The 5,042-nt window shown below is 57.8% G+C and carries 2 protein-coding genes; both read right to left on the minus strand.

Going from position 1 to position 5,042, the window contains the following annotated elements; all coding sequences use genetic code 11:
- Positions 1-1,857 (minus strand): hypothetical protein (locus tag R6U20_RS05930; RefSeq protein WP_410336944.1); only part of this gene is annotated, 1,857 nt, incomplete at its 3' end.
- A 1,883-nt stretch (positions 1,858-3,740) separates the two neighbouring features.
- Entirely contained in the window at positions 3,741-4,916 is a 1,176-nt protein-coding gene (locus R6U20_RS05935) for a hypothetical protein (protein WP_410336945.1), read from the minus strand.
- Positions 4,917-5,042 lie beyond the last annotated feature (126 nt).

Genomic DNA, 5,042 nt, shown 5'->3' on the forward strand with positions numbered 1-5,042 from the left:
TTCGGGCTCCAGCGTCAGCACCCAGAATCCCTCGTCGCCGTAGCGCCCGGGCATGGGTTCGGCGTGGATCTTCATTGTTTGCACCGCAACGCCTGCCGGGGTGATATCTGCCGGGATGTCATCGGGCTGGTCGTTGTCTGACCGTTCGCCGTTGGTATTCACTTGTCTTTTCGTGTCTATTTGGCCACTCGTATTCACCTGGCCCTTCGTATCCACCTGAATCGTCCGTTCAACGGGGCGTGGGGGGCGGGTTTGGAGCGATTCGACAAATTCAACGAACTCAGCCTGATGCTCATGTAGAGCCTGACTGGAGAGATCGGTCGCGACCTCGTCATCCAGACCGAGCCACGTGCGGGCCGCATACCCAATGGGCTCGATGCGTTGATCCGGGTACATCACCACAACACCTTGCCATTCGGTAACGAGGGGCGTGGCCTCTGGGATGGTTTCGAGCAGCGCATTGCGCCGACGAAGCCTCCACAGAGCGCCGCCCGTTCCGGCAATGAGGAGCGCTCCTATGCCTCCCAGCACCCACAACCCATACCGGTGGACCATCCAGAAGGGATTAGAGGTGATCGAAAGAATGGCGAACTGATCCCCTTTCTCGGCCAGCAGGTAAGGCAGTGGGGCATCGCGCTGCATGACATCGCTCGGTTGCATGCCCGGAAGCACGGCCTGGGTGGTTAGGTCATGGTCAAGTAACCGGCTTCCCTCTGACGTACCCAAGAACACGTTATCGCGTCCGGGCTCAATAAGTCCAGATAAAACCTGTAGATTCGGACCTCCCTCCCGTTCTTCGTCTGTTAGAACGGTCCGTTGCTCCATCACCGTCAGATCGCCATCCAGGACGGTCATCACGCCCCGGCCATCAACCGCAATAATTTCGTCGCGTCCGTTGCCGTAGAGATCACCTACGGCAACGTCCTCCAGTTCAGTCGGGTGGGTGTAGGAGGCCTTGGTGTCTCCCGATGCAGGATCGAGCCGAAAAATACGATCGGGACTGGGACGGGCTTTGTCGCTCTGACGATGCACAATGAAGTTTGATGTGGTTGTTCCCTCAAAATCACCGATGTGCAGTTTCGTAACGCTCCATAGCCCCCCCATGTGACGGTACCAGTTCAGTGCCGGGTTGCCGTCTCGTTCTCCGCCGAACCCAATGCCAGCTACATACGAGTTGCGGTCGTTCATGAGACCGACGAATGCCTGGTTGTTTGTCGAGCTGGACCCGAAGATCAGCCGTGCGTTCTCGCCCTCGCGCCCGTAAAAAACAGGCCTGTTAATAGATGCCCCGGTCAGGTATTCGCCGATGGGTTCGCCTTCGGGAAACGACCGCACGAAAACGCCGCGTGGCGTGCGAGCGAGCAAGGTCTTAGCTACCACGATTATTTCGTCGCTTCCATTGCCAGTCACATCGTCGAATACAATGTCCACAGCTTCCGCCCGCCACGGAATCCTACCATCAGGCTCAACGCGTGGCTCCCCGCTCATAACGAAGATCTGTTCGCGCTTTTCCCCCTGCGCATCAACGACCATGATGTAAAGCGAATCGTTGCGCATAACAGGAGCAAGTATTTCCAGGCGACCGTCTCCGTTTGTGTCTTCAAAGTACAGATTCTCTCCGATTTGACCGGTAAAGTTCGTCTGTTCAATGGTGCGTCGCTCGTGCGTGTAGAGCTTGAAGCCGTTGCCCTGCTCACCGGTCAGATGGAGCACGCGTTCGTCTCGGCCGTCTCCTGTTAGGTCAACCGGATAAAACGGCTTGCTTCCGTCAACAAGTGTTGCCGTGTACGGAAAGGCCTCTGGACTTGAAAAGTCGTCGGTGGGGCTGCAGGCTGCAAGCAGTAGGGCAAGAGCCATCCACAGGACAAAGTAGAGATAACGCATGTATGGATTGGGGGACGTTAGCCTGATAGACGTGTGCTCCGAATGGAGGATAAAGATGTACGTACCCAATAAAATACGTGCACAATAAAACGCACGTGCACAATAAGATTAAGACGGGGCGTCGACGGAGCGTCGAAGAGACGCAGGCAGGTAGCGAAAGGCGAGCAGCACGTAGCGGGCTATCAAAAGAAGGGGCCCGCTCTGCTATGTCCTACTGGTCCAAAAATACGGGCACACATCCTACGTCTCTCACCGAAACTGATCCGGCACTGGACACTAATGGCATAGTCGTTGGAGTTCACTCCGAGGAGCCCACACTATGGAGTTTACACTGTGGAGCCCACACTGGCGCTGCCATCTAAGCTTGCAGTCAGATCATTCGGCTGCTTCGCTTTGCTACTTGCTTCGCTTTTGCTACTATTTGCTCAAGCTCCAGCGTATGGCTTTGGCGCGAACGCAGGGACAGGAAGCTTCTTCTCTGTTGAATCTACTGGATACTTATTCCAGTAGTGGGTAGAGGGTTAGTGATCGCTGAAGCCCCCATCCGCAGGTCATCCTGACGCTGGGCATGGCGCCCCGCACCAGAGCATCGCATCGCGCATCCCCGAAACAGATCTCCCAACCGCGTGGCCTGGGATGCTTCACTGCGTTCCCCATGACGATAGCAGCTACACGAAAACATTTTGTATGTATCGTATCACTTAACGTCTGGCCACCGCCCTTATTCCTATTGCAAGAGCACTCCAGACGGAGCGAAGCGGTGCCTTGTATGCGCGGTTACATCGCTTTGCGAACATAACATCGGAATAAGTCATTACGGGGATTCCTATGCATATCGCTTCCGGTACATTTGGAAAGATATCCCTCTCGAAAGGGAAAGTCAACATGCCTGCCGCCGCGATATTGTGACTCTTAAGTGACCTCAACAATGGTTTTGGGGATTGCCGGGTGGATTCCCCTCCATCCTACCTGTCCTCCCCGAGGAGGAAGGAACCGTGGAAGGCGTTCCTCAAGTCCCCCTCAGAGGAGGGGGATGTGGCGCGATTCTATAACTGCCCGAGATCCAGCGCTCTTCACCGAAGGATCGTGCCACACGTGCAGGGGTGGCGCTGAGATCCTGCCCCCGACGGTCGTCGTGGGTCAGGATGACGTTGAGGTGTGAGGTAAAGCAGCAGTCCCCTAATCGCTCCCCTAAAGAGGGAAGCTGTAAAGAGGGAAGCCCTCGCACCAGCGACTGAGGGGGGGGATAGCCTGGAGCCTACGGTCCCCCGTTGGCTCTGCAAATGAACGCTCCTGCGTTTCCCACGCGACAGCAATACCGAAGGGGGGTGCCGTGGTGTACGCCAGAAACGCAGACGGTGCCGCTTGCGTCCCCGGCTATGGGCTGCAAATCCTTAGCCCGGGATCAGTATTCCGACAGCTGTCGGTCTTTACTTAGCGCATCCCGTATGGAAACCCCATGAACGCGAAACGATGGAGGCGACATTGGATCTCACATCATAGACTTCACCATTCAGACGCAGCGCACACTGCGCTGTGCACGCTCCCCTCGAGGCGCTGGCCTTCCCTCCCCCTGGGCCAGTGCCTCTTTTTTTGTTGGGGCTCTTTTTGGGAGGCCTGTGTCATACCAAATCCAGTTACAGTATTTCGCAGTATTTCGGTATCGCTTCTCTGCAGCGCACCGGATGTAGTTCGTCAGTCGTCCTTGTATGGCGATGAAAGGATGGGTGTTTTTCCTCCACCCGTTCACGCTTCCATCCCTCCATAAACCAACGACGCATGCAGAGATAGTTCAACTTCGCTCACCGAGAGCAGCGCAGCATGCGACGGCTCATCTCATCATGCTACATCGGCTATCATCGCAACGTCACGGCATATACTTTGCCCGTGCCATTGGGCCCAACCCAGCTGGCCAGGGCCACATCGTCGTTCAACGCCAGCGCTGCCCCAAAGTCGATCTGCCCCACATCAATAATGGTGTGCTGCGTCCAGGTGCCGTCTTCAGCGCGCCGGAAAACGTACACCACGCGGTCGATGTTTGTGTCTTGCCGGAGTTGCTCGTCGTATCCGGTAACGAGCGCCCACTGCCTGTGCAGCGCTACCGCCGACCCAAATGCTCCATCGGCGAACGAGCGATTAGGACGAAGCGTAGCCGCGCGGTTCCAGCCTCCGCCGTCAGCACGTTGGTACAGGGTGGCACGCCCGGCGTCGTCCTCGCCGGCGCGACGCTCACCCACAAGCAGCCGATCGCCATCTAACGCAAGCGGAAGGAAAAAGTCGTCGAACCCGGTAAGCACAGTCACGGGCGTCCACGATGGAGCCGACTGTGTTTGCGGCTCAAAGATATGCACCGATGCGGGCGTACGTTCAAAATAGGTGGGAGCGGCAGCAACCAGGCGATTGGCTTCCGCAGCAATCGTGCCGCCCAGTTGCCCCGGTGCCGACACCTCTGCCCCGGTGAGGCGCGCCTGGCGGGCCCAGGTGTCGGCCTGCGCATCATACCGAAAGACGTAGACGGCTCCGCCAAACTGCCCCTGAAAATCGCCTGTGGTGGATACGAAGGCGCGTGTGTCGGTGAGGGCCAGGTCTGCACCAAAGGGCCCTTCTTGCTTGTCCAGATCGCCGGTGAGCGTGGCGGTTTGCGTCCAGGTCGTGTCGGTGGTTTGCTCAAAGACGAAGGCGGCGTTCGACTCGGGCGTGGCGAAGAACTCGCTGCTGGCACTGATAAGCACGCGGCTGCCACGTATATCTACCGCGCTGCCAAAGAATGCGTTTTCGCGGCACGGCTCTGGGATAATGCGAGATACGGCCGTCCACTGCCCCCACTCGGGCTCGCGTTCATAGATGTAGGCCGCGCCGGACTGCGGGCCGCACACATCTTCGCCGGGTGCGCCCACGATAGCACGATTGCCATCCAGGGCCAGCGCTGCGCCAAAGGAGCGGGCGTCGACCGAGTCGGGCGCAGCCAGCGTGGTGATCTGCGCAGCCAGTGGACTGACGTGCAGGCTCAGCATGAAAGCGGCAAGGAGCACGATCCTCTGAAGATGCATCTTGAACATGCTACGTGGGATTTAGCTTAACGAAAAGGGGGATTGCCGCATCGACCTTGTGCCTCTACGTTGCTGCCGCGCTCAAACGCTGCATCGATACGTCGTATC

This window comes from Longimonas sp. (genome assembly GCF_046498435.1).
Taxonomy (GTDB): Bacteria; Bacteroidota; Rhodothermia; order Rhodothermales; family Salinibacteraceae; genus Longimonas.